This window comes from Pseudomonas sp. NPDC090752, assembly GCF_055584805.1.
Genome location: NZ_JBVJLI010000009.1, coordinates 62723 through 88902, shown reverse-complemented (window position 1 = coordinate 88902; position 26180 = coordinate 62723). Strand labels below are relative to the sequence as shown.

Annotated in this window: 25 protein-coding genes; 12 read left to right on the top strand and 13 right to left on the bottom strand. The window is 63.0% G+C overall.

Going from position 1 to position 26180, the window contains the following annotated elements:
• Positions 1–161: 161 nt before the first annotated feature.
• Positions 162–566: a helix-turn-helix domain-containing protein gene (locus ACZ6YA_RS14165; protein ID WP_465897745.1), complete on the top strand. Its 405-nt coding sequence runs from the start codon at positions 162–164 to the stop codon at positions 564–566.
• A gap of 50 nt (positions 567–616) precedes the next feature.
• Here ACZ6YA_RS14165 and ilvD read toward each other — a convergent pair whose 3' ends face one another.
• A complete protein-coding gene (gene ilvD / locus ACZ6YA_RS14160; protein ID WP_465897744.1) occupies positions 617–2458 on the bottom strand; it encodes a dihydroxy-acid dehydratase in 1842 nt (613 codons plus the stop codon).
• Positions 2459–2926: 468 nt separating this feature from the next.
• Between ilvD and ACZ6YA_RS14155 the strand changes: the two genes are divergently transcribed.
• On the top strand, positions 2927–3571 hold the full coding sequence (locus ACZ6YA_RS14155) for a magnesium transporter (RefSeq protein WP_465897743.1): 645 nt from the start codon (positions 2927–2929) through the stop codon (positions 3569–3571).
• A gap of 130 nt (positions 3572–3701) precedes the next feature.
• Here ACZ6YA_RS14155 and ACZ6YA_RS14150 read toward each other — a convergent pair whose 3' ends face one another.
• On the bottom strand, positions 3702–4898 hold the full coding sequence (locus ACZ6YA_RS14150; protein ID WP_465897742.1) for a class I SAM-dependent rRNA methyltransferase: 1197 nt from the start codon (positions 4896–4898) through the stop codon (positions 3702–3704).
• 263 nt (positions 4899–5161) lie between these two features.
• Here ACZ6YA_RS14150 and ACZ6YA_RS14145 point away from each other — a divergent pair, with 263 nt between their 5' ends.
• Both ACZ6YA_RS14145 and mutM read left to right on the top strand, forming a co-directional pair.
• Positions 5162–5980 (top strand): HDOD domain-containing protein, encoded by an 819-nt coding sequence (locus ACZ6YA_RS14145; RefSeq protein WP_465897859.1) that lies wholly within the window; start codon positions 5162–5164, stop codon positions 5978–5980.
• A 3-nt stretch (positions 5981–5983) separates the two neighbouring features.
• Positions 5984–6796, top strand: a complete 813-nt coding sequence (gene mutM, locus ACZ6YA_RS14140; protein WP_465897740.1) for a bifunctional DNA-formamidopyrimidine glycosylase/DNA-(apurinic or apyrimidinic site) lyase — start codon at positions 5984–5986, stop codon at positions 6794–6796.
• 3 nt (positions 6797–6799) lie between these two features.
• Here the strand turns inward: mutM and ACZ6YA_RS14135 are convergent, their stop codons facing one another.
• From ACZ6YA_RS14135 to ACZ6YA_RS14115, 5 genes are all read right to left on the bottom strand, one after another.
• Positions 6800–7051, bottom strand: a complete 252-nt coding sequence (locus ACZ6YA_RS14135) for a YfhL family 4Fe-4S dicluster ferredoxin (RefSeq protein ID WP_016502084.1) — start codon at positions 7049–7051, stop codon at positions 6800–6802.
• Between the two features lie 107 nt (positions 7052–7158).
• Positions 7159–7638 (bottom strand): pantetheine-phosphate adenylyltransferase, encoded by a 480-nt coding sequence (gene coaD / locus ACZ6YA_RS14130; RefSeq protein ID WP_209863951.1) that lies wholly within the window; start codon positions 7636–7638, stop codon positions 7159–7161.
• A 111-nt stretch (positions 7639–7749) separates the two neighbouring features.
• The gene (locus ACZ6YA_RS14125) at positions 7750–9348 is read right to left on the bottom strand and encodes a GMC family oxidoreductase (RefSeq protein ID WP_465897739.1); all 1599 of its coding nucleotides are present in this window, start codon (positions 9346–9348) and stop codon (positions 7750–7752) included.
• 24 nt (positions 9349–9372) lie between these two features.
• Positions 9373–9858, bottom strand: a complete 486-nt coding sequence (locus ACZ6YA_RS14120) for a twin-arginine translocation pathway signal protein (RefSeq protein ID WP_465897738.1) — start codon at positions 9856–9858, stop codon at positions 9373–9375.
• A 9-nt stretch (positions 9859–9867) separates the two neighbouring features.
• Positions 9868–11298 (bottom strand): coniferyl aldehyde dehydrogenase, encoded by a 1431-nt coding sequence (locus tag ACZ6YA_RS14115; protein WP_465897858.1) that lies wholly within the window; start codon positions 11296–11298, stop codon positions 9868–9870.
• Between the two features lie 151 nt (positions 11299–11449).
• Here ACZ6YA_RS14115 and ACZ6YA_RS14110 point away from each other — a divergent pair, with 151 nt between their 5' ends.
• Both ACZ6YA_RS14110 and ACZ6YA_RS14105 read left to right on the top strand, forming a co-directional pair.
• A complete protein-coding gene (locus tag ACZ6YA_RS14110) occupies positions 11450–12115 on the top strand; it encodes a TetR/AcrR family transcriptional regulator (RefSeq protein ID WP_465897737.1) in 666 nt (221 codons plus the stop codon).
• Positions 12116–12150: 35 nt separating this feature from the next.
• Entirely contained in the window at positions 12151–13005 is an 855-nt protein-coding gene (locus tag ACZ6YA_RS14105; RefSeq protein ID WP_465897735.1) for a sulfurtransferase, read from the top strand.
• A 9-nt stretch (positions 13006–13014) separates the two neighbouring features.
• On the opposite strand, the gene ACZ6YA_RS14100 is transcribed toward ACZ6YA_RS14105, so the two are convergent.
• From ACZ6YA_RS14100 to ACZ6YA_RS14080, 5 genes are all read right to left on the bottom strand, one after another.
• A complete protein-coding gene (locus ACZ6YA_RS14100) occupies positions 13015–14007 on the bottom strand; it encodes a hydrolase (protein ID WP_465897734.1) in 993 nt (330 codons plus the stop codon).
• Between the two features lie 60 nt (positions 14008–14067).
• Positions 14068–16698 carry a M16 family metallopeptidase gene (locus ACZ6YA_RS14095; protein WP_465897733.1) on the bottom strand — a complete coding sequence of 877 codons (2631 nt, stop codon included), beginning with the start codon at positions 16696–16698 and terminating at the stop codon, positions 14068–14070.
• A 99-nt stretch (positions 16699–16797) separates the two neighbouring features.
• Positions 16798–17400 (bottom strand): 16S rRNA (guanine(966)-N(2))-methyltransferase RsmD, encoded by a 603-nt coding sequence (gene rsmD / locus ACZ6YA_RS14090; RefSeq protein ID WP_387522843.1) that lies wholly within the window; start codon positions 17398–17400, stop codon positions 16798–16800.
• Positions 17400–18884, bottom strand: a complete 1485-nt coding sequence (locus ACZ6YA_RS14085; RefSeq protein ID WP_465897732.1) for a M16 family metallopeptidase — start codon at positions 18882–18884, stop codon at positions 17400–17402. The genes rsmD and ACZ6YA_RS14085 overlap by 1 nt, the downstream gene beginning before the upstream one ends.
• On the bottom strand, positions 18877–20232 hold the full coding sequence (locus tag ACZ6YA_RS14080; RefSeq protein ID WP_465897731.1) for a M16 family metallopeptidase: 1356 nt from the start codon (positions 20230–20232) through the stop codon (positions 18877–18879). The genes ACZ6YA_RS14085 and ACZ6YA_RS14080 overlap by 8 nt, the downstream gene beginning before the upstream one ends.
• A 230-nt stretch (positions 20233–20462) precedes the next feature.
• Between ACZ6YA_RS14080 and ftsY the strand changes: the two genes are divergently transcribed.
• The 4 genes from ftsY (at position 20463) to rpoH (ending at position 24618) form a co-directional block, all read left to right on the top strand.
• Complete coding sequence (ftsY, locus tag ACZ6YA_RS14075) at positions 20463–21962, top strand: signal recognition particle-docking protein FtsY (protein WP_465897730.1); 1500 nt, start codon at positions 20463–20465, stop codon at positions 21960–21962.
• Positions 21959–22630: a cell division ATP-binding protein FtsE gene (ftsE, locus tag ACZ6YA_RS14070; RefSeq protein ID WP_465897729.1), complete on the top strand. Its 672-nt coding sequence runs from the start codon at positions 21959–21961 to the stop codon at positions 22628–22630. The genes ftsY and ftsE overlap by 4 nt, the downstream gene beginning before the upstream one ends.
• A complete protein-coding gene (ftsX, locus tag ACZ6YA_RS14065; RefSeq protein ID WP_465897728.1) occupies positions 22627–23652 on the top strand; it encodes a permease-like cell division protein FtsX in 1026 nt (341 codons plus the stop codon). Before ftsE ends, ftsX begins: the two co-directional genes overlap by 4 nt.
• Before the next feature lie 111 nt (positions 23653–23763).
• The gene (gene rpoH, locus ACZ6YA_RS14060) at positions 23764–24618 is read left to right on the top strand and encodes an RNA polymerase sigma factor RpoH (RefSeq protein WP_008092958.1); all 855 of its coding nucleotides are present in this window, start codon (positions 23764–23766) and stop codon (positions 24616–24618) included.
• 108 nt (positions 24619–24726) lie between these two features.
• On the opposite strand, the gene mtgA is transcribed toward rpoH, so the two are convergent.
• Complete coding sequence (gene mtgA, locus ACZ6YA_RS14055; protein WP_465897727.1) at positions 24727–25437, bottom strand: monofunctional biosynthetic peptidoglycan transglycosylase; 711 nt, start codon at positions 25435–25437, stop codon at positions 24727–24729.
• A 64-nt stretch (positions 25438–25501) separates the two neighbouring features.
• Here mtgA and ACZ6YA_RS14050 point away from each other — a divergent pair, with 64 nt between their 5' ends.
• A complete protein-coding gene (locus ACZ6YA_RS14050; RefSeq protein WP_465897726.1) occupies positions 25502–25873 on the top strand; it encodes a DUF423 domain-containing protein in 372 nt (123 codons plus the stop codon).
• 103 nt (positions 25874–25976) lie between these two features.
• A complete protein-coding gene (gene thiS / locus ACZ6YA_RS14045) occupies positions 25977–26177 on the top strand; it encodes a sulfur carrier protein ThiS (RefSeq protein WP_012312305.1) in 201 nt (66 codons plus the stop codon).
• Positions 26178–26180 lie beyond the last annotated feature (3 nt).

Below are 26180 nucleotides of genomic sequence, written 5' to 3'. Positions count from 1 at the left end.
AATCGACGTAAGTCTCGTGAATATTACAAAAACGAATCAAGGAGCTTGCATGCGTGTGGTAACCCACAAGAGGGGCTTCGGCCAAATGGTACTCAGCAGGTCTACATAAAGCATGTGCTTAGCCACGGCGAATATGACAAAGACAAGTGGAAGGATTGAAGATGAATGCACTCGTACAACGCGCCGTCGACCACTGGTCTTTCGTCGCGCCCCTGCTGACACCACCCAAGGACGAGGCCTCTTATGATGTTCTGGTCGAGGCTCTTGACGAACTTCAGGAAATCACCGGTTACGATCAAGGCCATCCGCTGGAAAGCATGGTGTACGTCATCGCCAACCTGATCAGCGACTACGATCAAAAGCACTTTCCGATTCCTGATGCCTCAGGTGTCGAGGTGCTGCGCTCTCTGATGGCGGAGCACGGGGTGAGTCAGCGTGATCTGCCGGAGATTGGTAGCCAGTCAACCGTCTCTCAGCTGCTTTCGGGCAAACGGAAGCTCAACGTCCGTCATATCCGGGCGTTGGCCGAACGTTTTGGGGTCAATCCTCAGGTGTTCCTTGGCTGAAAAAAAACCGGCGCTCAAGGCGCCGGTTTTACATTCACACCGTCAAGGCCTCACAGCCCTTCCAGCATTTCCTTGTTGCGCACAGCGCCTTTGTCGGCACTGGTCGCCAGCAGGGCGTAAGCCTTCAGCGCAGTGGTCACCTTGCGTGGGCGGACTTCGACCGGCTTCCAGCCCTTCTTGTCCTGCTCGACACGACGCGCGGCCAGCTCTTCGTCGCTGACCAGCAGGTTGATCGAACGGTTGGGGATGTCGATCAGTACCTTGTCGCCGTCACGCACCAGGCCGATGGCGCCGCCGGCAGCGGCCTCCGGCGAGGCGTGGCCGATCGACAGGCCGGAGGTACCGCCCGAGAAGCGGCCGTCGGTGAGCAGGGCGCAGGCTTTGCCCAGGCCTTTGGATTTCAGGTACGAAGTCGGGTAGAGCATCTCTTGCATGCCCGGGCCGCCTTTCGGGCCTTCGTAACGGATGATGACGATGTCGCCGGCTTTGACTTCGTCGGCGAGGATGCCGCGTACGGCGCTGTCCTGGCTTTCGAAGATCTTCGCGTTACCTTCGAACACGTGAATCGACTCATCGACACCGGCGGTTTTCACCACGCAGCCATCGAGGGCGATGTTGCCGTACAGCACAGCCAGGCCACCCTCTTGCGAGTAGGCGTGCTCGAAGCTGCGGATGCAGCCGTTTTCACGGTCGTCGTCGAGGGTTTCCCAACGGGTCGACTGACTGAAAGCGGTCTGCGTCGGGATACCGGCAGGGCCTGCCTTGAAGAAGGTGTGCACGGCTTCGTCATCGGTCTGGGTAATGTCCCATTTGGCGATGGCTTCTTCCATGCTGGCGCTGTGCACGGTCGGCAGGTCGGTGTGCAGCAGGCCGCCACGGGCCAGCGAACCGAGGATGCTGAAAATGCCGCCAGCGCGGTGCACGTCTTCCATGTGGTACTTCTGGATGTTCGGCGCCACCTTGCACAGCTGCGGCACTTTGCGCGACAGGCGGTCGATGTCACGCAGGTCGAACGCCACTTCGCCTTCCTGGGCTGCCGCCAGCAGGTGCAGGATGGTGTTGGTCGAGCCGCCCATGGCGATGTCGAGCATCATGGCGTTCTCGAACGCCTTGAAGTTGGCGATGCTGCGCGGCAGTACCGACTCATCGTTTTCGCCGTAGTAGCGCTTGCACAGCTCGACGATGGTGCGGCCAGCGGTGAGGAACAGCTGCTCGCGGTCGGCGTGGGTGGCCAGGGTCGAACCGTTGCCCGGCAGGGCCAGGCCCAGCGCTTCGGTCAGGCAGTTCATCGAGTTGGCGGTGAACATGCCGGAGCAGGAACCACAGGTCGGGCAGGCGCTGCGCTCGTATTCGGCGACTTTCTCGTCGGAGGCCGAAGAGTCGGCGGCGATGACCATCGCGTCGACCAGGTCCAGGCCGTGGCTGGCGAGCTTGGTCTTGCCAGCTTCCATCGGGCCGCCGGAGACGAAGATCACCGGGATGTTCAGGCGCAGGGCAGCCATCAGCATGCCGGGGGTGATCTTGTCGCAGTTGGAGATGCACACGATGGCGTCGGCGCAGTGGGCGTTGACCATGTATTCCACGGCGTCGGCGATGATCTCGCGGCTCGGCAGGGAATACAGCATGCCGTCATGGCCCATGGCGATGCCGTCGTCGACCGCAATGGTGTTGAACTCTTTGGCCACGCCACCGGCGCGTTCGATCTCGCGGGCGACCAGTTGGCCCAGGTCCTTCAGGTGCACATGGCCCGGGACGAACTGGGTGAACGAGTTGGCGATGGCGATAATCGGTTTCTTGAAATCGTCGTCCTTCATGCCGGTGGCGCGCCACAGGGCACGGGCGCCGGCCATGTTGCGGCCGTGGGTGGAAGTCTTGGAACGATAATCAGGCATGAAGCACTCCTGGCGGCTTAATCAGGTCACAAATAGGGGAGTGAGCTTCTCTTGTCCTTTGCGCCGCAGGCCGGTTGCCACTGGCACGGATGGGGCCGAATACAGCACGGGATCGCCGTGTGCTCGACCAGAGCTCATAAACCCGCCGGGGATGACTGGCGATGAATAGCCCGATTCTACACCGCTGGCGCGGCGAGGGAATGCAGATGTGTCTGGGCGGTGGCTTCGCCGCATGGCTGGTGCTTTGTAGGACGCTTCCCAAATAGCGTTTCAGGGGCTGACCTGCCGACTCAAGGTGACTATGATCCGCCCGCCGCATGTGCGGTTTCACGAGATACACACTCAATGGACCTTCCCAGTTTCAGTTCATACAGAACCTGCAAATTGGCACTGAGCGCGCCGCCGCCAGGGCTTCCGAAGGCTTGAGTCAAGGTCTGCGGGCGCTCGCGTTGGCGCCTGGAGAACGTTATGCAACAAATCTGTGCAGCATGCATGCAGTCTAAAGTCGCACCCCTGAGCACCCAGGATGTCACTGAAGACTTCCACAAAGGCGCATCCATCACCAACCACATCGGTAACCTCAGAGAGGCCACCGTCAGCCTGTTGTATCGCAAGCGGGTGCTGTGGCTGGTGTTGCTGGTGTTCGGCAACCTGTTCTCGGGTGCGGGAATCGCAGCGTTCGAGGAAACCATAGCCGCGCACATCGTGCTGGTGTTCTTCCTGCCGTTGCTGGTAGACAGCGGTGGCAATGCCGGGGCGCAGTCGGCGACCTTGATGGTGCGGGGCCTGGCGACGGGCGAGGTGGTGATGCGCGACTGGTTGCGCATGCTCGGGCGCGAATGCGGGGTTGCTCTTGCGCTGGGCGGCACCATGGCGCTGGCGGTAGCCTCGTTGGGTGCACTGCGAGGTGGGGCGGATGTTGCGATTATCGTCGCCAGCAGCATGCTGATCATCGTGTTGCTGGGCAGCCTGATCGGCATGAGCCTGCCGTTCATGTTCACCAAGCTCAAGCTCGACCCGGCGACTGCCAGCGGGCCGCTGGTGACCTCGATCGCCGATGCGGCAGGCGTGCTGGTCTACTTCGGGATTGCTTCGTACGTGCTGGGTATCTGACCCGGCACATACCCTGTGGGAGCGGGCTAGTCCCGCGAAGCAGGCACCGCGCTAAATGGCACGTGCTTCGCCCGTGTTCGCGGGGCAAGCCCGCTCCCACAGAAATGGCGCAGCTTTGGTAACCGCCCGATCAGCTGTTGGGCAGCAACCGGCAGGTAATGCTCTTGATATAGCGGGTTTCAGCGATGGCCGGGTGCACTGGGTGGTCCGGGCCCTGACCGCCGCGTTCCAGCATCTGCAGGTTGCGGTCCAGGTGGCGGGCGCTGGTCAGCAGGATGTTGTTCAGGTCGTCCTCGGGCAGGTGCATCGAGCACGAGGCGCTGACCAGGATGCCGTCCTTGGTCAGCATGCGCATGGCCTGTTCGTTGAGGCGACGGTAAGCCGCTTCACCGTTTTTCAGGTCTTTCTTACGCTTGATGAAGGCGGGTGGGTCGGCAATGATCACGTCGAAGCGCTCTTCGGCAGCTTTCAACTCGCGCAACGCCTCGAACACGTCGCCTTCGATGCAGGTCAACTTGTCGCTGATGCCGTTGAGCGTGGCGTTGCGCTCGACGCCGTCCAGAGCAAAGCCCGAGGCATCCACGCAGAACACCTCGCTGGCGCCGAATGCGCCGGCCTGCACGCCCCAGCCGCCGATGTAGCTGAACAGGTCGAGCACACGCTTGCCTTTGACGTAGGGTGCCAGGCGTGCGCGGTTCATGCGGTGATCATAGAACCAGCCGGTTTTCTGACCTTCGCGGACCGGTGCCTCGAACTTCACGCCGTTTTCTTCCAGCGCAACCCAGTCTGGCACTTCGCCGTAGGCGGTCTCGACGTAGCGCTGCAGGCCTTCGGCATCACGCGCGGCGGAGTCGTTCTTGAACAGGATGCCGCTTGGCTTGAGCACCTGCACCAGCGCGGCGATCACGTCATCCTTGTGCAGCTCCATGGTGGCCGAAGCCAGTTGGACCACGAGGATGTCGAAGAAACGGTCGACCACAAGGCCCGGCAGCAAGTCGGAATCACCGTAGACCAGGCGATAGCACGGCTTGTCGAACAGGCGCTCGCGCAGCGACAGGGCGACGTTGAGGCGGTGCACCAGCAGCGATTTGTCCAGCGGCAGCTTGATGTCGCGCGACAGCAGGCGGGCGCAGATCAGGTTGTTCGGGCTCAGCGCCACGATGCCCAGCGGCTTGCCATTGGCGGCCTCGAGAACTGCCTGTTGGCCGGCCTGGAAGCCCTGCAGCGGGGTCGCGGTGACATCGACTTCGTTGCTGTAGACCCACAGGTGGCCGGCGCGCAGGCGGCGGTCGGCATTGGCTTTGAGGCGAAGGCTGGGCAGGGACATGACGTCGCTCCGGGAAAAAAGAGCGGGAGTATACCGCGTTGGCCCTCCCACCGGTGCAAGGCTCGACAGTTGGAGCGACTTCAGCCGCGATTACCGGCGCAGCCGGTGCCATCCACCGCGTCGCTTGCTTCGCGGCTAAAGCCGCTCCTACGAGGACTGCGTCGCCATCACTGGGTTAGAATCCAGCCGTCCTCAACGAGTGTGCACGCATGTCCCAAGAACTCAGCGCCGAACAGATCCAGCAAGCCTTGCAAGGCATCACCATTCCGCCGCAACCGCAGATCATGGTCGACCTGCAGTTCGAGCAGTACATGCCTGACCCGGACCTGGAAACCATCGCCAAGCTGATTTCCCAGGACCCAGGCCTCTCCGGTGCCTTGCTCAAGCTGGTCAACTCACCGCACTTCGGCCTGTCCAACAAGATAGGCTCGATCCAGCGTGCGGTGAACCTGCTGGGCAGCCGTTCGATCATCAACCTGATCAACGCCCAGTCGATCAAGGGCGAGATGAGCGACGAGACTATCGTCACCCTCAACCGCTTCTGGGACACTGCCCAGGACGTGGCCATGACCTGCCTGACCCTGGCCAAGCGCACCGGCATCCAGTCTGCGGACGAGGCCTACACGCTTGGGTTGTTCCACGACTGCGGCGTACCGCTGATGCTCAAGCGTTTCCCCGATTACATGGACGTGCTGGAACAGGCCTACGCCAAGGCCGATGCCGAAACCCGCGTGGTCGACACCGAGAACCGCGCCTTCAACACCAACCATTCGGTGGTCGGCTACTTCACTGCCAAATCCTGGCGCCTGCCTGAGCACATCAGTGCGGCCATCGCCAACCACCACAATGCTCTGGCGGTGTTTCGCGATGAATCGTCGGGCAATGCCCAGAGCCAGTTGAAAAACCTCCTGGCGGTACTGAAGATGGCCGAACACATTTGCGCGTCGTACCGGGTACTGGGCAACCAGAGCATCGATCACGAGTGGCAGGCAGTCGGCCCGCTGGTACTCGACTACATCGGTTTGTCGGAGTACGACTTCGAGAACCTCAAACAGAACATTCGCGAGCTGGGCGGGCACTGAGTCATGCCGGAACTCCCCGAAGTCGAAACGACCCGGCGCGGTATCGCGCCGCACCTGGAAGGCCAGCGCGTCAGCCGTGTGGTGGTGCGTGACCGGCGCCTGCGCTGGCCGATCCCCGAGGACCTGGATGTGCGCTTGTCCGGGCAGCGGATCGTCACTGTCGAGCGGCGCGCCAAGTACTTGTTGATCAACGCCGAAGTCGGCACCTTGATCAGTCATCTGGGCATGTCGGGCAACCTGCGTCTGGTGCAGCTGGGCCTACCGGCGGCCAAGCATGAGCACGTCGATATCGAGCTGGAATCGGGGCTGATGCTGCGCTACACCGACCCGCGTCGCTTCGGTGCCATGCTCTGGAGCCTTGACCCGCTCAACCACGAACTGTTGCTGCGCCTTGGGCCAGAGCCGCTGACCGACCTGTTCGATGGCGAGCGGCTGTTCCAGCTGTCGCGCGGGCGGTCGATGGCGGTCAAACCGTTCATCATGGACAACGCGGTGGTGGTGGGGGTAGGCAATATCTACGCGACCGAGGCGTTGTTTGCCGCCGGCATTGACCCGCGCCGCGAGGCGGGTGGCATTTCTCGGGCTCGCTACCTGAAGCTGGCCATCGAAATCAAACGTGTGCTGGCCGCAGCCATCGAGCAGGGCGGCACCACCTTGCGTGATTTCATTGGCGGTGACGGGCAGCCGGGCTACTTCCAGCAGGAATTGTTCGTGTACGGGCGAGGCGGGCAGCCGTGCAAGCTGTGTGGCACGGCCTTGCGCGAGGTGAAGCTGGGGCAGCGGGCGAGCGTGTTCTGCCCGCGCTGCCAGCGCTGACCTTCAGTCCTTGCCGGTGATCCGGCGGTACTTGGCCATTAGCTGTTCTTCGCTTTCCGGGTGCGCTTCATCCAGCGGGATGCAGTCGACCGGGCAGACCTGCTGGCACTGCGGCTCGTCGTAATGACCGACGCACTGGGTGCACAGGTTCGGGTCGATCACGTAGATCTCTTCGCCTTGGGAGATGGCCTCGTTCGGGCACTCGGGTTCGCAGACGTCGCAGTTGATGCAATCGTCGGTGATGATCAGGGACATGGGGGCTCCGGCCGGGGCTCATGGCCCGGGCATGTTCAACGCAATGGGCACAATTGTGCCGCATTCGCGCCCGTAGTGCACGCGGGCGCGATAATCAGCGCGCGGGCTTACTTCTTGAAACGCTCGGTCAGCGCCTCGGCCACCACGGGGTGGACGAACTTGGTGATGTCGCCGCCCAGGGCTGCGATTTCCCGGACCAGGGTCGAGGAAATGAACGAATAGCGCTCCGACGGCGTGAGGAACAGGCTTTCGACGTCGGGCGCCAGTTGCCGGTTCATGTTCGCCAGCTGGAATTCGTATTCGAAGTCGGACACCGCGCGCAGGCCACGCAGAAACACGTTGGCGCCCTTTTCCTTGGCGAAGTGCGCCAGCAGCGAGGAGAAGCCGATGACTTCGACATTGGGCAGGTGCTTGGTGACCTCACGGGCCAGCGCTACCCGTTGTTCCAGCGGGAACAGGGGGTTTTTCTTCGGGCTGGCGGCCACCGCGATGATCACGTGGTCGAACAGCCGCGAGGCGCGCTCTACCAAATCGCCATGGCCTTTGGTAATGGGGTCGAAAGTACCCGGGTACAACACTCGGTTCATCGCGTCATCCTGGCTGGAGTGCGTTGGGGAGTCGGATGTTAGCGCAGCGCTAGCGCCCGGCCAAGTCATGCGGCGGGCTGATGGCACTATAGACAGCACGGGCATTTGTTGTCATGCACTGTGTGCCAGGCGGGCGAGCAGGGCGTCGGTGAGCTTGGCGCTGATGGCATACACCGACAGCTGCGGGTTGGCGCCGATGCTGGTGGGGAACAGCGAACCGTCGTGAATCGACAGATTTTCCAGCTGATGATGGCGGCCCAGACTGTCGCACACCGCTTGGCGCGGGTCTTCACCCATGGCGCAGCCGCCCATCACGTGGGCGCTGCCCAAGCGCGTGCGAAACGGCTCCAGACGCAAACCGTCGATCAGGTGCTGGGCCTGCGCCAGCGTGGTAGCGGCACTGGCATCGCTGTGCACGGGCGTAACCTGAGTGGCGCCGGCGGCGAACTGGATCTGCGCCATGCTGTGAAAAGCCCGGCGCAAGCCGTCACGCAGGTAGTCGGTGACCGGGTAATCGAGCACTGGCGAGCCATCGCCACGCAATTGCACCGTCCCGCCAATGCTTTCAGGGTGGAAGCCGTCGCGCAGCAGCGCCAGCATGACGTGGGTGTGCGGCAGCTCGGCCATGCGCCGGGCGTTGTCGGCGCCCGTACCGCCGAGCAACGTGCTGGCCAGGGCCGGGTGCAGCGGCGGCACCTCCAGTTTGTAGCCGACCGGGCCGCCGACGCCGCCTTGCCATTGGAAATGGTCGCTATAGATGGACTGTGGCGCGCCGTAATAAGGGTCGATACGTGCCTCGAAGCGTGCCGCGCTGAAATTGACCAGGTGCAGGAAGGTCCGCGCGCCCAGGCGCCCGTGAGGGTCGGGAGCCTTCGAGCGCAGCAATAGGGCGGGGCTATTGATTCCGCCGCCCGCGAGGATGTAGTGGCGGGCGCGAACAGTGATGTTGCGGCCGTTGGGCTGAATACCCTGAGCATCCAGCGCCTGGCATTGCAAATGCTCGATGCGCTCGCCGTTGTGCGCGAAACGTTCGGCACGGGCCAGGTAAAGCAGCTCGCCGCCGTGGTCGAGCGTGGCGGGAATGCGCGTCACCAGCATCGATTGCTTGGCGTTGACTGGGCAACCCATGCCGCAATAGCCAAGGTTCCAGCAGCCACGTACATTGCGCGGGATCACCGCCCAGCGGTAACCGAGCTGCTCGCAGCCGCGGCGCAGTACGTCATTGTTGGCGTTTGGCGGGACTGCCCAAGGGCTGATGCCCAGGTCTTGCTCGATGCGCTCGAACCAAGGGCGCAGGGCTTCAGTGCTCAAGCCTTTGATGCTGTGAGCCGTAGCCCAGTGCGCCAAGGTCTGCTCAGGTGTGCGAAAACTCGACGTCCAGTTGACCAGCGTGGTACCTCCCACTGCGCGGCCCTGGAGAATGGTGATGGCGCCATCCTTGCTCATCCGGCCGAGGCCTTCCTGATACAGGCTGGCGTAGGCCTCGTTTTCCAGCAGGTGAAAGTCGCTGCTGGTCTTGAGCGGGCCTTCTTCGATCAGCAGCACTTTGTAGCCTGCGGCGCTGAGTATCTGCGCGCTGGTGGCGCCGCCCGCGCCGCTGCCGATCACGGCAATGTCGGTTTGCAGGCTAAGGTCCTGTTCCAGGCGGGAGCCGTCGTGGGTGATCCAGCCGCGTTCGAGGCCTTGGCGAAACGGGTCGATGACAGGCATTGAAGATGCTCTTGTTGTTGTCGGTCAGATTCTCGGCGGGCCGGGGTAGCCGCAGGCGGCCCAGCTTTCCGGGCGCTCGTACCAGGCCATCTGCAGCAGTTGCAGCAGCGAGGCATGGCCCATGCGCAGCAGGTTCAGCGAGCTGTCCTGCCAGCGTTGCAGAAACGCCGACACTTGCTCGGCGGTGGCGTGTTCCCAGGCGCCCCAGACCCCGGTCAATGGGCCACGAGTCAGCGGCAGGCTGAGCACGTCGAACAGTTGCCGGGTCAGCTTGAGCATTTCCGGGGACAGCGCCGCCAGTTTGTCGTCGAGGCTGTGCAGCACCAATGCGTCGCTGGCCGAGGTGCCGGCGAGGACTACCGGAATCAGAGCCTGTAGCAGTGGCAAGTCGTCATCACGCAGTTGATGAAAGCCAGTCGCCGGTGCCTGGGGGCTGCAGCCGACCAGGCTGGCGCTGGCCAGAAACACACTGGCACCCAGGCTGAAACGCAGTAGATCGCGGCGCTGCATGGCCCGGCCTCAGCGGATGAACAGTTTGTAGACCAGGCGCTGCAACGCCTTGCCATACGGCGGGTAGATCAACCGGGCGGCATTCAGGCGTTGCTTGGCCAACACTGCCTTGGCCTTGCTGAAGGTCAGGAAACCGTCATGGCCGTGGTAATGGCCCATGCCCGAGGGGCCGATGCCGCCAAATGGCAGGTCGTCCTGGGCCACATGCAGCAGCGTGTCATTGAGGCAAACACCGCCGGAGTGGCTGTTGTGCAGCACATGCTCTTGCTCGGCGCGGTCGTAACCGAAGTAATACAGGGCCAGGGGGCGTGGGCGCTGATTGATGTAGTCGAGGGCGCCGTCGAGGCAGTCGTAGGGCACCACGGGGAGCAGTGGGCCGAAGATTTCGTCCTGCATCACCTGCATGCCGTCGTTCACCTCCAGCAACAGTTGCGGCGGCAGGCGCCGGCCCTGGCGGGGCTCATCCGGGTACAGGTCGATGACTTGCGCGCCTTTGCTTCGGGCGTCGTCCAGCAGGTGCTGCAGGCGCTGAAGCTGCCTCGGGTTGATGATGGCGCTGTAGTCGGGGTTGTCGGCGATGCGCGGGTAGAGGCGGCGGACGGCGTTGCGGTAGGCATCGCTGAAGGCGTTCAGGCGATTGCGGGGCACCAGCACGTAGTCGGGAGCGACGCAGGTCTGGCCGGCGTTGAGGGTCTTGCCGAAGGCGATACGCTCGGCGGCAGCGTCCAGCGGTACGCTGGTCGAAACGATGACCGGCGATTTACCACCCAGCTCCAGGGTCACCGGGGTCAGGTTTTGCGCCGCGGCCAGCATGACTTGGCGGCCGACGCTGGTGGCCCCGGTGAACAGCAAGTGATCGAACGGCAGCCTGGCGAACGCTTGGCCGACTTCCACTTCGCCCAGTACCACGCTGACCAGATCGTCCGGAAACACCCGCGCAAGCAGGGCTTTAAGTGCTTCACCGGTGGCAGGAGTGGCCTCGCTGAGCTTGAGCATGACCCGGTTGCCCGCAGCCAATGCACAGGTCAAAGGGCCGATGGCGAGAAACAGCGGGTAGTTCCACGGCACGATGATGCCCACCACGCCCAGCGGCTGATACAGCACGCGCGCGCTGGCAGGCTGGAAGGCCAGGCCCACGGTTCGCCTGGCAGGGCGCATCCAGCGCTGCAGGTGGTGCTCGGCATGGCGAATGCCCTGAACCGAAGGCAGCAACTCGGCCAGCAGGGTTTCATCGGCGCTGCGGCCGGCAAAGTCCGTATCGATCGCCTCGATCAGCCGTTGCTGATCCGTCAGCAGGGCCTCGCGCAGGCTTTTCAGCCATTGTCTGCGTTGCGCCGCTGGCGGCATGGGATTGCCTGCAAATGCCTTGCGCTGGGCGGCGAACCTGGCCACCAGGTCGGTGTCCGAATGCACAAGAGGCAAGGCGATGGTCGAGGTCACGGCGGCTCCCCGCATGGGCTGAGATTCCCTAGAGCCTATACTCTAATCGGCACCATGGTACGACTTTTTTCGCAGGCGCGAACGGTGCATCCAGGCCGTGTTACACCGTAAGATGGGCCATGACCGTAAGCCTGCAGACTGGGAGCTGAGCATGGCCCCGCGCATGAAGACCCGAGAGCGCATCGTGCAGAACAGCCTGGAGCTGTTCAACCAGCAGGGCGAGCGTAGCGTGAGCACCAACCACATTGCCGCGCACATGGAAATTTCGCCCGGCAACCTGTACTACCACTTCCCCAACAAGCAGGCGATCATCGCCGTGTTGTTCAGCCAGTACGAAACGCTAGTGGACAGCTTCCTGCGCCCGCCGCAAGGACGCGCGCCCACGGTTGAAGACAAGCGTTTCTACCTCAAGGCGCTGCTCGACGCGATGTGGAACTACCGCTTCCTGCACCGCGACCTGGAGCACCTGCTCGACAGCGACGCGGAGCTTGCCGCCCGATACCGACGCTTTTCCGAACGCTGCCTGCGCCAGGGCCAAGCCATCTATCGGGGCTTCGTCGAGGCCGGAATCCTGGCCATGGCACCTGCCCAGATCGAATCGCTAACCATCAATGCCTGGATCGTCCTGACCTCGTGGGTACGATTTCTCAGTACCACGCGGGAGCATTCCGCTCATCTAGGTGAAGAAGCCTTCATGCGTGGCGTCTATCAGGTACTGGTGCTGGAACTCGGCTTCGTCACCGCCAACGCTCGCACTGCCGTGGATGCCCTGTGCCAGGAATTCCATGTTCCATTCAACCAGGCCCTGGAGCAGTAGCTCAGGGCCTTCGTGCCATCGATCAGGAGATTGTCATGCCCCTCGCGCAATTGATCACCCCGCAGCAGCTGGCCGAGCGTCTGGACTCGCCCACGCTGGTGATCCTAGATTGTCGTTTTGCCCTGGAGGATGTGGATTACGGCCAACGCAGCTATGCCGAGGGGCATATCGCCGGGGCGCATTTCGCCGACTTGGAACGTGACCTCAGTGGGCCGGTCAGCAAGGGCAAGACCGGGCGTCACCCGCTTCCCGATCCGCATAAGCTGGTCGAGCGCCTGCGTGACTGGGGGCTGGACAACGACAGTGAAGTGGTGCTGTACGACGACGGCCCCGGCGCCTTCGCCGCACGTGCCTGGTGGTTGCTCGCCTGGCTGGGCAAGCGCAGCGGTGTGGCCATTCTCGATGGCGGCCTCAAGGCTTGGCACGCAGCGCACCTGCCGTTGAGCCTGGATGCGCCAGCCCGCCGTGAAGGTTCATTCCAGGGTGAGCCGGACGCCAGGCTGCTGATCGATGCCGAACACCTGGCCAAGCAGTTGAGCAAGCCGGAGATGACCCTGATCGATGCGCGTGCATTGCCGCGATTCCGTGGTGAGGTGGAGCCGATCGACCCGGTGGCCGGGCATATTCCAGGTGCTCAGTGCGCCGCATTTACCGACAACCTCGGCGCCGATGGGCGTTTCCTGGCGCAGGAGCAACTCAAGCAACGCTTCGCCGAGAAGCTGGCCGGCCGGGCGCCGGAGCAGTTGGTCGCATATTGCGGATCGGGGGTAACGGCCTGCCATAACCTGTTCGCCCTGGCACTGGCAGGGTATCCGCTGGGCAGGCTGTATGCCGGGTCGTGGAGTGAGTGGATCAACGATCCACGGCATCAGGTTGCCTGCGGCGACTAACCTGCCGGTTCAGGCACCGTCCACCAGCCATTGCGGAATCCGCCGCTCCAGGTAATAACCCGGGTTTCGCAGGCTGCCCTCGACAAATCCCACATGGCCGCCTCGTTCATGCAGTTCAAAATGGGTCTGTGGCGCCAGTTCGCTGGCGGCGGGGAGGCTGTGAGCGGACACGAACGGGTCATCGGTGGAATGGATGATCAGCGTCGGTGTGCGGTTCTGACCGAGGTAATAGCGGCTGGAGGCTCGGCGATAGTAGTCGTGCGCGTCGTCGAAGCCGTTGAGCGGTGCGGTCACCTTGCCGTCGAAATCCCAGAGCGTGCGCAACTTGTGCAACGGCCCCAGACGGTCGAGCGCGGCCAGGCCTTCCTGATGCCCCTGGGCACGGAAGTGGCGTTGTTTCACCGCCACGTAGGCCATCATCTCGCGCATGAAATGCGCCTGGTAGACCTTGGAAAAGCCCTGGCCGATGCGGTCTGCGCATTGGTCCAGGCGAAATGGCACGGACACCGCCACTGCCGCCTGCAACTCGCTGGCGCTGCCACGTTCACCCAGGTACTTGAGCAGCACATTACCGCCCAACGAGTAGCCGACGGCGTACAGGGGCGCCAGTGGGCGCTGGGCGCGCAGGTGAGCGACCACTTCCGCCAGGTCTTCGCTGGCGCCGGAATGGTAACTGCGCGCCAGCAGGTTGGGTTCACCCGAGCAACCGCGCCAGTTGACAGCGACGCTGGCCCAGCCTCGGGTTTGCAATGCCTGTTGCAAGCCTTTGACATAGGGCGAATGGGACGAGCCGGTCAGGCCGTGCAGTACCAGCACCAGGGGGGCATCCGGCTGGTGTGGGCCATGCCAGTCGAGGTCGAGAAAGTCGCCATCGGCCAGCCACAACCGTTCGCGGTTGCGCTCCAGCGTCGGCAGCTTGCGCCACAGCGGGCCCCACAGGGTTTGCAGGTGAGGGTTGGACAGCCCGGTAGCCGGGCGGAATGTGGCGGTGGGGCTGGGCATGCTGGGCGACTCGTGGTGTGCTTGCCTAGAGTGCCATGAAACACCGCCACTGTATCTGCGCTATTGGTCGATGGCCGGCAGTGCTTGCTGCTCGACCTCAGGGCCAACGGTGACGGTCACTGCTTTCAGAGGCGCCAGGCGCAATTTGAGGGCAACGCGTGCCATTTCAGGCGTAACCGCCAGAACGCTATCGCCGAACGTGGAAAGGTTGTCAGCGGGTAATCCTTGCTCAGCCAGCTTGGCTAAAAGACGTACCAGTGTGTGGTTGGTTGCCAGTTTACGTTGCAGCTCTCCCAGCAGCGCCTGTTTGACCAGATCGAGTTCAGCCTGAGTGGGTCCCTCATCCACGATATCCCCGAGTACGTTGCGCACCAACTGTCGCGAAACCTCTGAAAATTCGGAAGCCACATCCCATTCGATGTAGAGATAGGAGCCTGCGCTGGTGAACCCCGAGCGAATCGTGTAAGTCAGGCCATGCTTCAGACGCAATGCCTTGAACAGGCGTGAGTCATCGCCGCCGCTCCCCAGCACATCGTTGGCCAAGACCATGGCCAGGTAGTCGTCATCGGTAGGCTTTGCGCCCATTGGCAGGAGCATCAACATGGCATGGCTGGTGCCAGTGTCCTTCAAGGACAGATCGGCGTGCTTGAAGTCCGGTAGCGGTGGCGGTTCGGTAGCAAGCCAGGATTGCGGCAGCGCTCTGCAGATTCGCTGGGAAATAGCCTGGGCCGCTGTTGGCGAAAGGTCGCCGACCAGAGAGATTTCCAGGTTGTTGGCTGAATAGGCTCGCTGATGGAAGTGCCTGATGTCGTCCGCACTGGTTGCCGCGATACCTTCAGCAGTGCCGTGCAGGGGTGACCCATAGGGATGATCACCCAACACGTGGGCAAAGGCTGCCCTGCGGGCGCGTAGCACGGAAGACGCCTCCCGTCGCTGGTTGGCTTGCAATGCATGGATTTTGAGCGCGGCAAGTTCGTCTGCCTTCAGGGAAGGCTGGGCAACCATGTCGATGATCAGTTCGACTGCCTGGTCAAGCACTTCGCCCGACAAGCAGCGCAATGAGAGAGTGGCCCGGTCGTGGGTGATGTTCCGCGTATACACCGCGCCCAACTGCTCGATCTGTTCGGCGAACTGCCCTGCGTCCAGGCGTGTCGTGCCTGTGCTGAGCATTGACAGGGTCAGCGCGGCGAGCCCAGGTTTGTCGCCATCGAGCCGACTGCCGGCGGCAAAGCTCAGCACCAGGTCGACCATGGGCAGTTCGTGCGTCGCGACGAATCTGGCCTGGGCACCTTCGTCAGTCTCCCAGCTTTGCACGGTCGGGATCTTCAGAACGGGCTGTGGCCGCTGGAGATCTTGCAGTGAGAGCAGGGGGTGTACGGTGGTTTGGGCAGCGCGCTCGGCGAGCGTCGAGGGGACCTTGCCCTCTTGCAGGTAGGTGATCGTCAGGCGCTCGCGCGTGAGGTAAAGATTCGCCGCCGTGCGAATATCCTCAGCGGTGATTGCCTCTATCTGTTGGCGCTCATGGTCGATCATGGCAGGGTCGAGGCCACTTACAGCGTATCGGCCAATGGTGTTGGCTTGTTCGGCAATGTTGTCACGCCCGAAGACCCGCTGCGCGAGCAAGCGTGTTTTGGCACGCTTGACTTCGTCCTCGCTGGGGGCGCTATGGCGTAGTTGTTCTATCTCCTGCATGACAGCTTCGCTAGCCGATTCTGCCGAGGCATTGGTGGGGTTGGCGTAGAGGGCGAGCGTCAGCAGGCTGGGGCCCCGCCGCAAGTAGTCATAATCGGCCTTCAGGGACAGCAGCAGTGCCTTGTCTCGCACTGTGCGCAAGTACAACCGGGAGCTGTTGCCGTTTGCCAGCAACTCGGGTATCAACCGCAGCGCATGAGTGAGGGTCGAGTTGCTCGCAGTCGCCATGCTGGGCGTATTGAAAGACAGGATCGCCCCTTGTGGCAGGCCGGGTAAGGCGATGGTCTGGCGGCGATGCCTGTAGCGCTGGCTGGTGACAGGCGCCCAGCGTTCGGGCAGGCTGGCAGCAGGTATCGATGCGAAGTGGCGCTCGACCAGTGGTCTCAAGGTCGCCATGTCGATTGCCCCAACGATCACCAGCGAGGCGTTGTTTGGCTGATACCAGTCGTCATACCAACTGCGCACATTGGCTATGTTCAGATGCTGCAGGTCTGAAAGGTGACCGATGGTGGGCGTCGCATAGGGACTGTGGCTGTTGGCCAGGATCTCTGCACGCTCCAGGGCAAGGCCCATGGCCGAATTGTCGACGTGCAAGCGCCGCTCGGCCTTGACCACGTCCAGCTCCCTGGCAAAAGGTTGCTCCGCGAGTGTGGCGGTTACCATGGTGTCGGCCATGATCTCCAGTACCACCTCCAGCCGGCTGGCGGGCAGCGTTATCGGGAAGCAGGTGGCGTCAGCCATGGTAAATGCATTCGGGTCGCCCCCGAGTTGCGTCATGACCTTCATGTAATCGCCAGGGGCGAGCTTGCTGCTGCCTTCGAACATCAAGTGCTCGACCAGGTGGCAGAGGCCGGACTGACCTGTCGGTTCCTGGCTGGACCCCACGTGGTACCAAAGTTGAGCGGTCACCAGCGAGGAGCGATGGTCTTCGCGCAGATACACGGTCAGGCCGTTGTCGAGCGTGAACCGTTGCAGGGCTGCAGAAGGCGTAGTGGGCATGATCGAAAGCGCTCCGTTTGGCATAGGTCGGAGCAGCTTCGATCAAGCAGAGGTGTCGCCTGCGCTACTTATGTCTGCAAGCAAGGATGGGGCTGTCGGTCAGCCCCGTTGCCAGAGTGCGTAATGCACTTGGCCTGTCTTCTTCTCTCGGTGCAGACGCCAGTTACCCGGCAGTTGCAAGGTGGAGGGCGCTGCTTCGCTTTCGGTGTAGATCCAGGCCTGGTCGCGCAGCCACTGGTTCTGCTCCAGCAGGTTGCAGGTGTTGGCCAACAAGTCCTGGTGAAACGGCGGGTCGAGGAACACCACGTCGAATTGCTGCTTGGCCGGCCCCTGCAAGTAGCGCAGGGCGTCGGTCTGGAGAATCTGCCCGCGCGGGCAACGGAGGATTTCCAGGTTGTTCTTCAGGTTGCTGATCGCCGCCGCATTGCTGTCCAGCGCAACGGCATCCTCAGCTCCACGGGACAACGCTTCGAGCACCAGGGCACCGCTGCCGGTGAAGGCATCCAGCACTCGGGCACCTTCGATATAAGGCGCTAGCCAGTTGAATACAGTTTCCCGCACGCGGTCGGTGGTCGGCCGCAGGCCGTCGCCTTCGGGGACCGCCAGGCGGCGGCTGCGCCACTCGCCGGCGATGATGCGCAAGTGACCCTGGCCCTTGCTTTGGCCCTGCTGTGGGCGGGCGGGAGGGGTGGATCTAGGCATTAATGCTCCGGTACGCCAAGCGGTTGCTCGGCGGGTTTGTCAGTGGGGGCTGGCAGCGGCTTCTGCGGCACGTTCGGGCCGACGGTGACGATCACCAGTTTATCGGCAGCCAGGTGCTTGTTCATCGCGGCCTTGACCTGCTCCACGGTCAGCGCCTGGGACTGCTGCATGAAGTCTTCCAGCCAGGTCAGCGGCAAATTGTAGAAGCCGATGGCGCCCAGTTGGCCGACAATGCTCGCATTACTGGCATTGGACAGCGGGAAGCTGCCGGCCAGTTCGCGCTTGGCGTCATCCAGTTCTTGCTGGGTGGGGCCAGTCTTGAGGTAGTCGGCAAGAATACCCTGAACCAGCTTCAGTGTGCCCTCGCTGACTTCGGCACGCGTCTGCAGGTTGATCATGAACGGACCGCGTACCTGCATCGGGCTGAACACCGAGTATACGCCGTAGGTCAGGCCGCGTTTTTCTCGCACTTCACTCATCAGGCGGGTGCCAAAGGCGCCGCCACCGAGGATCTGGTTGCCCAGTGACAGGGCGGGCCAGTCCGGGTCCTGGCGGTCGATACCCAGCTCGGCCAGCATCAGGTGGGTCTGCTTGGACGGGAAGTCGATGTGGGTGGCACCCGCTTTCGGCTCGACCGGTTGGCTTGGCTTGGCCAGCGCCGGGCCTTTGGGCAGCGCGGCGGAGACCTGAGCGGCGACGGCCTCGGCTTCTTCGCGGCTGAGGTCGCCGACCAGGGCGATTACCGCGTTGCCGGCCGCATAAGCTTTGGCGTGGAATGCGCGCAGTTGGTCCAGGGTGATGCCGGGGATGCTCTCGGCGCTGCCGTCGCTCGGCTTGCCGTACGGGTGGTCGCCATAGAGTTTGCCGAACAGCGCCTTGCCGGCGATCTTGCCGGGGTTCTGCTTCTCGTATTCGAAACCGGCCAGCAACTGGTTCTTGATGCGTTTCAGTGCATCTTCCGGGAACGTCGGCTGGCCGGTGACTTCAGCGAACAGCTTGAGCGCCGGGTCGCGCTTGTCCTTCACGCTCAGGCTGCGCAGCGAAGCCACGGCCATGTCGCGGTAGGAACCATTGCCGAAGTCCGCGCCGAGGCCCTCGAAGCCTTCGGCAATGGCTGTCACGTCCTTGCCGGCCACGCCCTCGTTGAGCATGGCGTTGGTCAGGGTGGCCAGGCCTGGCGTGTTGCCGTCCTGGCTGCTGCCGGCGGCGAAGGTCACGCGCAGGTCGAACATCGGCAGCTCGCGGGCTTCGACGAACAGCACCCGGGCACCTTCGGCGGTGGTCCAGTTCTGGATGTTCAGCTGGCGCCGGCTGGGCGCCTTGCCGTCCAGGTCGGCCAACGACTGCAAGGTATTGGCCGGTCGGGCCGCTGTGCTATCGGCTTCGGAATGGGCGGGGCGGGCGAGGATGGCGGCGACGGCCACCACCAGCGCGATGAGGCCCGCGCCGATCAGGGTGTAGCGGGGTGCGCTGCGATCACTCATGAGCGGACTCCTCTGGCAGTACATGGGCAACGCTCAGCCGTTCGCGGGTGAAATAAGTACGCGCGGCGTTCTGGATGTCGGCGGGGGTCACGCGCTTGAGCTCGTCCAGTTCGCTGTCGATCAGCTTCCAGGACAGGCCGACCGTTTCCAGTTGGCCGATGGTGGTGGCCTGGCTGCTGATGGAGTCGCGATCGTAGACCAGCCCTGCGATCACCTGGGCGCGAACACGCTCCAGTTCTTCGGCGCTGGGTGGCGTGGTCTTGAGTTCGTCGAGCAGCTGCCAGACGCCTTTCTCGACTTCGGCGAGGGTTTTCTGTTTCTGCACGTTCGGTGTGGCCGAAACCAGGAACAGGCTGTCGCCGCGGGTGAAGGCGTTGTAGCTGGACGAGGCGCCGGCCACCAGCTCCTGGCCACGTTCCAGGCGCGCCGGCAGGCGGGCGCTGTAGCCGCCGTCAAGCAGGGCCGAGATCAGCCGCAGGGCGTGCACGGTGCGTGGGTCCTTGGCAGTGGCCAGGCCAGGTACGTTGAAACCGTAGATCAGGCTGGGCAGCTGGGTGCGCACGTGCAGGGTCAGCTTGCGCAGGCCTGGCTCGGCCAGTTCCAGCGGCAGCTTGGCCGGCGGTATCTGGCGTTTGGGGATCGGGCCGAAATACTTCTGCGCAAGGCCCTTGACCTCATCGGCGGTGACATCACCCACCACGACCAGGGTGGCGTTGTTCGGTGCATACCAGGACTCGTACCAGTGGCGCAGTTCCTCGACCTGCATGCGTTCGAGGTCGGCCATCCAGCCGATGGTCGGCGTATGGTAGCCGCTGGCCGGGTAGGCCATGGCGCGGAACAATTCCAGGGCCTTGGAACCGGGCTGATCGTCGGTGCGCAGGCGGCGTTCTTCCTTGATCACCTCGATTTCGCGGCTGAACTCGTCGGCCGGCAAGCGCAGGCTGGCCAGGCGGTCGGCTTCAAGCTCCAAGGCCACCGGCAGGCGATCGCGGGCCAGCACCTGGTAGTACGCGGTGTAGTCGTCGCTGGTAAAGGCATTTTCTTCCGCGCCCAGGTCACGCAGGATGCGCGAGGCTTCGCCAGGGCCGATCTTGGCGCTGCCCTTGAACATCATGTGCTCCAGGGCGTGGGACAGGCCGGTCTGGCCCGGGGTCTCGTAGCTGGAGCCGACCTTGTACCAGATCTGCGAAACCACCACCGGCGCACGGTGATCCTCGCGTACGACCACTTTCAGGCCGTTGTCGAGAATAAATTCGTGGGTGGGTTGCACATCGGCGGCAAAGGCCGCGAGTGGCAGGCACAGCGTGCCAAGCAACAGGCCAGCGGCGCGGCGGGCTAGAGCATTCATAAGGTGTTCAACCTGTTCGGCGGCCCGCTGGTTTAGCGTCGGCGGGCCAGGAGGTGCTAGGATACTGATCCGGTTGCCTGGCGACCATGCCTGTCGCCGTTCTGGCCTGCAGGCCTTCAAGACAAAACATTGCGCATGAACCAGCCGGATTCAAAATAGTCTGTTCTGCGTTTAGAGAATTCCCGATGTGCCGCTGCTGGCTCATCGCTACCCTGAGATAGCCGTCTTCCATGTTTGGTTCCAACGACGACAAAAAAGCGCCGGCCGAGGCTGGCGAGAAAAAAGGCCTGTTCAGCTGGTTTCGCAAGAAGCCGCAGCAACCTGTGGGAGCGGGCTTGCCCGCGAATGAAGCCCCCACGGTCGAGCAACCTGCAGCTGCTCCGGTCGAGGAACCTACTACCGAGGCGCCACAGGCTGGCGAACCCGTACAGGCTCCTGAGGCTCCATCGCTGATTGAACCGGAGCCGGTCGCCCAGCCCACACCGCCCCCGGTTGTCGAGATCCTCGAGCCAGAGCCAGTCGCTTCTATGCCACTGCAAGTGGCACCGGTCGAGACGGCCCCGGTAGTCGAGCATGCCGCGCCGGTCAGCAACCTGGTGCTTCCGGTAGCCGAAGAGCCTGTCGCGCTGGTCCCGGACCTCGAACCCATGGCTCCGCCAGCGATCCCCGAGCGCCCGGCGCCAGAGCCTGTCGCACCTGTGGTCGAAGCCCCAGTCGTGGCGCCAGTACCGATCGAGCCTGAGCCAGAACCCGAGCCGACTTCCGTCGCTGCCGCCCCAGCCGCCACCGAACAAGCCAAACCTGGCTTCTTCGCCCGCCTCAAGCAGGGCCTGTCGAAGACCAGCGCCAGCATCGGCGAAGGCATGGCCAGCCTGTTCATGGGCAAGAAGGTCATCGACGACGACCTGCTCGACGAGATCGAAACCCGCTTGCTGACCGCCGACGTCGGCGTGGAAGCGACCTCGACCATCGTTCAGAACCTGACTCAGAAGGTTGCCCGCAAACAGCTGGCCGACGCCGATGCCCTGTACAAGTCGCTGCAGGAAGAACTGGCCGCGCTGCTGCGCCCGGTCGAGCGTCCATTGAAAATCGAAGCGCAGAACAAACCCTACGTGATCCTCGTGGTTGGCGTGAACGGCGCCGGCAAGACCACTACTATCGGTAAGCTGGCCAAGAAGCTGCAGCTCGAAGGCAAGAAGGTCATGCTGGCCGCCGGCGACACTTTCCGTGCCGCCGCCGTCGAGCAGCTGCAGGTCTGGGGCGAGCGCAACCAGATTCCGGTAATCGCCCAGCACACCGGTGCCGACTCCGCGTCGGTGATCTTCGATGCCGTGCAGGCCGCCAAGGCCCGTGGCGCCGATGTACTGATCGCCGATACTGCCGGTCGTCTGCACACCAAGGACAACCTGATGGAAGAACTGAAAAAGGTTCGTCGGGTCATGGGCAAGCTCGACGCCGAGGCGCCGCACGAGGTGCTTCTGGTGCTCGATGCCGGTACCGGCCAGAACGCCATCAGCCAGGCCAAGTACTTCAACCAGAGCGTGGAACTGACCGGCCTGGCCCTGACCAAGCTGGACGGCACCGCCAAGGGCGGGGTGATTTTCGCCCTGGCCAAGCAGTTCAATATCCCGATCCGCTTCATTGGTGTCGGTGAAGGCATCGACGACCTGCGTACTTTTGAAGCCGAGCCCTTCGTCAAAGCGCTGTTTGCCGAGCGAGAGCACCCATGATCCGATTCGAACAGGTTGCCAAGCGCTACCCCAACGGCCATGTCGGCTTGCATGAGCTGAGTTTCCGGGCGCGCCGGGGCGAGTTCCTGTTCGTCACCGGCCATTCCGGCGCTGGCAAGAGCACCTTGCTGCGCCTGCTGCTGGCCATGGAGCGCCCGACCAGCGGCAAGCTGATGCTGGCAGGGCAGGACCTGGGGCAAATCAGCAACGCGCAGATCCCCTTTCTGCGTCGCCAGATCGGGGTGGTGTTCCAGAACCACCAGTTGTTGTTCGATCGAACCGTTTTCAACAATATCGCACTGCCGCTGCAGATTCTCGGCCTGTCCAAGGCCGAGATTGCCAAGCGTGTGGATTCGGCGCTGGAGCGTGTGTCGCTGGCCGACAAGGGCGACCTGTTCCCGGCTGACCTGTCCACTGGTCAGCAACAACGGGTCGGCATTGCCCGCGCCATCGTCCATCAGCCCGCCTTGCTGCTGGCCGACGAACCGACCGGTAACCTCGACCCGCGCCTGGCTGCGGAAATCATGGGTGTGTTCGAAGACATCAACCGCCTGGGCACCACGGTACTGATCGCCAGCCACGACCTGGCACTGATCGCGCGCATGCGCCACCGCATGCTGACCTTGCAGCGCGGCCGATTGATCGGCGATGGGGAGGCCGGGCAATGAGCACTACACCTACACGCAAGGTTTCCGAGCGCGTCGCGCCCAAGGCCGCCGACGAAGATCTCAAGAAAAAGCCCGGCGCGCATGATGACGACGGCCCGGATTTCCGCACGCTGTTCAATGCCTGGGTGGAAAGCCACCGTGCCAGCCTGGCCGACAGCTTGCGCCGCTTGGGTAAACAGCCGATCGGTAGCTTCTTCACCTGCCTGGTGATGGCCGTGGCGCTGAGCATGCCCATGGGCCTGTCGCTGTTGCTGAAAAATGTCGAGGTGCTGGGCGGCTCCTGGCAGCGCGCGGCGCAGATTTCGTTGTATTTGAAGCTCGATGCGGGCGGTAAGGAAGGCGAGGCGTTGCGCGAGGAAATCAAGGGCATGCCCGGTGTGGCCGATGCCCTTTACGTCAGCCCAGGCCAGGCGCTTGAGGAGTTCCAGCAGCAGTCTGGCCTGGGCGAGGCCCTGCGTGAGTTGCCTGATAACCCGCTGCCTGGCGTGGTGGTGGTGACGCCGACCGAAGTCGATAAGCCGGCCCTGGAAGCTTTGCGCCAGCGCCTGGCCGAGTTGCCTCGGGTGGAGAATGCCCAGCTCGACCTGGTGTGGGTGGAACGCCTGGCGGCGATCCTCAAATTGGGAGATCGTTTCGTCTTTGGCCTGGCGGTCATGCTGATTTCTGCGTTGCTGTTAGTAATCGGTAACACAATTCGTCTACATATTGAAAACCGCCGTGTCGAGATCGAAGTCATCAAGCTGGTAGGCGGTACCGACAGCTATGTCCGCCGGCCTTTCCTGTACATGGGCGCCTTGTACGGCCTGGGTGCGGGCCTGCTGGCCTGGGGTATCCTGGCTTTCGGCCTTAACTGGCTGAACGACGCCGTGGTAGGGCTGTCCGGGCTGTATGGCAGTGACTTCGCCCTGGGCGGGGTGCCAGCATCCGATGGTCTGTCCCTCTTGATCGGGGCGGTACTGTTGGGGTATATCGGTGCATGGATCGCGGTCGCTCGTCACTTGAACGAGCTTGCGCCTCGATAGTTTTTCTGTGCCAGCATTGACAATTTTTCATTTTTGGAACTTGTACCTTGGTTCCAGGTCAATGTTGGCAGTGCTCACAAGGCACGAGTCTGGTAAGTCGGAGGTTCTTGAATGACCACATCGTTGCAACCTGCCTATGCCCTGGTACCCGGTGCGAACCTGGAAGCCTACGTGCACACGGTCAACAGCATACCGCTGCTGACTGTCGAGCAGGAGCGTGATCTGGCCGAGCGTCTCTATTATGAGCAGGATCTTGAGGCCGCTCGGCAAATGGTGATGGCCCACCTGCGTTTCGTTGTGCATATCGCCCGCAGCTATGCAGGCTACGGCCTGGCCCAGGCCGACCTGATCCAGGAAGGCAACGTTGGCCTGATGAAGGCAGTCAAGCGTTTCAACCCGGAAATGGGTGTGCGCCTGGTGTCGTTCGCCGTGCACTGGATCAAGGCTGAAATCCACGAATTCATCCTGCGCAACTGGCGCATCGTCAAAGTGGCCACCACCAAGGCCCAGCGCAAGCTGTTCTTCAACCTGCGCAGCCAGAAGAAGCGCCTGGCCTGGCTGAACAACGACGAAGTACATCGCGTGGCGGAAAGCCTGGGTGTCGAGCCGCGTGAAGTGCGCGAGATGGAAAGCCGCCTGAGCGGTCAGGACATGGCGTTCGACCCGGCTGCCGAAGCGGACGACGACAGCGCCTTCCAGTCGCCTGCGCATTATCTGGAAGACCATCGCTACGACCCTGCCGTGCAACTCGAGGACGCCGACTGGAGCGACAACTCCACCAGCAACCTGCATGAAGCCCTGCAGGGCTTGGACGAGCGCAGCCGCGACATCCTTTACCAGCGCTGGCTGGCCGAGGAGAAAGCGACACTGCATGAGCTGGCGGACAAGTACAGCGTCTCGGCCGAGCGTATTCGTCAGCTGGAGAAGAATGCGATGAACAAGGTCAAGGCGTTGATTGCGGTCTGATCGAGTTTGGATGCATTGAAAAAGCCGCTGGCCCTGAATGGGTGAGCGGCTTTTTTGTGTGTACTGGCTCTGGTCCCCGTGGGAGCGGCTTTAGCCGCGAAGAGGCCATCAAGGCCGACGCGAAGCATCCAGCTGCATCAGATAGCTCGGCCCACCCAGCTGGCTCATCTGCCGGCGAATCCACCCCGCGCGGCTGGCCACATAGGCACTAGGCCGACTGGCGCTCCACTTGATCGGGCTAGGCAGCACTGCCGCAAGTTGAGCGGCCTGCTGGCGGTTCAGTCGGCTGGCATCGATGCCGAAGTGATAATGTGCCGCAGCCTGGGCGCCAAACACGCCTTTGCCCCACTCGGCGCTGTTCAGATAGACCTCGAGGATCCGCTCCTTCGACCAGAACAGCTCGATCAACGCGGTGAACCAGGCCTCCAGCCCCTTGCGAAACCAGCTGCGCCCCGACCACAGGAACAGGTTCTTGGCGACTTGCTGGGTCAGGGTGCTGGCGCCCCGGATGCTGCCACCACGCTCGTTATAGGCCAGCGCCGCCTGGATGGCCGGGATGTCGAAGCCCCAATGGTTGGCGAACTTCTGGTCCTCGCCAGCGATGACCGCCACCTTGAGCTCGTCGGAGATGTTCCCCCACGGCTCCCAGTCGCGCTGCAGGTCGATCGGCTCGCCACTGAACCACGACTGCACCTTGCGTTCGGCCATCAATGCCGTGCCGGGCGGCGGTACCCAGCGGAACACCAGCACCACGACGATGCTGCCGGCAGCGAACCAGAGCAGGGCGCGGGCGAGGCGGCGGATAAGGGATGACAGCATGGCGATGGCTTGGCCGGACCGTTGGAACGGGCCATTATACAGACCCGATACAAGGAGTCGTCCCATGCTTCGCAGCTTCCTGATGCTCGCCGCGTTTTTCGGCTTCACCGGTGTTGCCCTTGGCGCATTCGCCGCCCACGGACTAAAAAACCGCCTGAGCGCTGATTACCTGGCGATCTTTCATACCGGCGTGACCTACCAGTTGGTGCATACCCTGGCGATTTTCGGCGTGGCGCTGCTCGCCGCCCACTTGCCTGGGCGTCTGGTGGGTTGGGCCGGCGGTCTGTTCGCCATAGGCATCGTTTTGTTCTCCGGTAGCCTGTACATGCTGACCCTGAGCGGGTTTGGAAAACTCGGCATCATCACCCCCATCGGCGGCCTGTGTTTCCTTGCCGGGTGGCTGTGCCTGGGCCTGGCAGCCTGGCGCCTGGGCTGACCAAGCGGTCCACTATCGCGACTAATGGCGTGCACCGCCCTTGGGTTAAGGCGTTGATCGGCGCTAGAATGCGGGCCCGAAAAGCACAATGGTGGCCGTGCGCATGCGCATTCAACTGAACGGTGAGCCTTACGAATTGCCCGCTGGCGAAAGCGTCGCGGCCCTGCTGACCCGCCTGGAACTGACCGGGCGCCGCGTGGCGGTGGAACTCAACCTGGATATCGTGCCGCGCAGCCAGCACGACAGCACGCAGCTGAACGACGGCGACCAGGTCGAAGTGGTCCACGCCATCGGTGGCGGCTGATTC